This window comes from Kitasatospora sp. NPDC093558, from assembly GCF_040683475.1.
Taxonomy (GTDB): domain Bacteria; phylum Actinomycetota; class Actinomycetes; order Streptomycetales; family Streptomycetaceae; genus Kitasatospora.
Genome location: NZ_JBFBDY010001005.1, coordinates 1 through 1,775 on the forward strand (window position 1 = coordinate 1; position 1,775 = coordinate 1,775).

The 1,775-nt window shown below is 73.5% G+C and carries 2 protein-coding genes; both read left to right on the forward strand.

Translation table 11 applies throughout. The annotated features are described in order from the left end of the window. Window positions 1-1,212 (forward strand): MFS transporter (locus AB0O00_RS37880; RefSeq protein ID WP_363659236.1); only part of this gene is annotated, 1,212 nt, incomplete at its 5' end. Window positions 1,213-1,330: 118 nt separating this feature from the next. Beyond that, on the forward strand, window positions 1,331-1,775 hold a 445-nt coding region (locus tag AB0O00_RS37885; RefSeq protein ID WP_363659237.1), incomplete at its 3' end, for an FAD-dependent monooxygenase.

The window sequence follows — 1,775 nt, forward strand, 5'->3', positions numbered from 1 at the left end:
CAGACGGCCGCCACGGTGGTCAGCGGCCTCGGCAACGCGGGCGCGCCGATCGCCACCGCCTTCGCCGTGCTCGGCAACGGCGGCTCCACCACCGAAGTCGGGTACGTCACGGCCGCCCGCCTGCTGCCGACCGTCCTGCTGCTGGTGATCGGCGGCGCCCTCGCCGACCGGCTGCCGCGCCACCACGTCATGGTCGCGGCCAACCTTTTCAGCGGCCTCTCCCAGGCCGTCCTGGCGGCGCTCGTGCTGGGCGGCCATGCCCAGCTCTGGCAACTGCTGGTCCTCTCCGCCGCCGGTGGCGCCGGCTTCGCGATCTACACCCCCGCGGCCGAGGGCATGATCCTCCAGAGCGTGCGGCCGGACCACGCCACCCGGGCGTTCTCGGTCTTCCGGATGGGCCAGAACGCCGCCCAGATCGGCGGGGCCGCGTTGGGCGGCGCGCTCACCACCGCCGTCGGGCCCGGCTGGGTGCTCGGCATCGACGCCGTCTGCTTCCTCGTCGCCGCCGTCCTGCGCTTCTTCCTGGAGGCCGAGGCCGCCCCCACCCCCTCGGGCAGCAGCATGCTGCGCGAACTGCGCGACGGCTGGCGGGAGTTCGCCTCGCGCCGCTGGCTCTGGGTGGTCGTCCTCCAGTTCTCCGTCCTGGTCGCCTGCGTCGGCGCGGTCGAGTCCGTGTACGGGCCGGTCGTCGCGCAGGAACGGCTCGGCGGCGCCTCCGACTGGGGGCTGGCGATGGCCTCGTACGGGGTCGGGCTGGTCGTCACCGGCCTGCTGATGGTGCGCTGGCAACCGCGCCGGATCCTGCTGGTCGGCAACTGGGGCGTGTTCCTGTTCGGCGTCCCCGCCTTCGCCCTGGCCCTCGCGGCACCGCTGCCGGTGCTGATCGCGGCGATGTTCCTCTCCGGCGTCGGGGTCACCGTCTTCGGCGTGAACTGGATGGTCGCGCTCCAGCAGGAGATCCCGGCCGAGATGTTCTCCCGGGTCTGCGCCTACGACCACCTCGGCTCGCTCTCCCTCGCCCCGCTCGGCATCGCCCTGGCAGGCCCGGCCTCCGACGCGCTCGGCCTCTCCGGCGCGCTGTGGGCCTGCGCCGTGATCTCCACCCTGCTCAGCGCCGCCGTCCTGCTCGAACCCCAGGTCCGCCGCCTCACCCGCCGAACCACCGCCGGCACCCCGGCGGCTCCCGAGGCCGAGCCCGCGCCCGTGTCGTGAGGGCAGGGGTCGTAACCGGCATGAGAACACACGTACTTGACAACAACTCATGTTCCTGGGAGCACTGGGACGGCGCATCCGCCACGAACGGCACCACTCCGAAGGGGGCCACCAGCACATGACCAGGCCTGAGAGCGCGGGGCTCGACTACGACGTCGTCATCAGCGGAGCCAGCCTCGCCGGCTGCAGCGCGGCGATCCTGCTCGCCCGGCGCGGTGCCCGCGTCGCCCTGCTGGAACGCCACTCGGACCCCGACGCGTACAAGGTGCTCTGCACCCACTCCCTCACGGCCAACGCGTACCCGGTGCTGGCCGAGCTCGGCCTCGTACCCGCCCTGGAGGAGGCGGGAGCCGTCCGCAACAAGGCCCGCTGGTACACCCGTTGGGGCTGGATCGAGCCGAAGGCCGCGCCGTCGGGCCCCGAGCTGCCGTACGGGTACAACGTGCGGCGCAGCACCCTCGACCCGCTGATCAGGTCCCGTGCGGCGCAGACCCCCGGCGTCGACCTGCTCCTCGGCCATCGGGTGACCGGGCTGCTCCAGGAGGGCGGGCGCACGGTGGGAG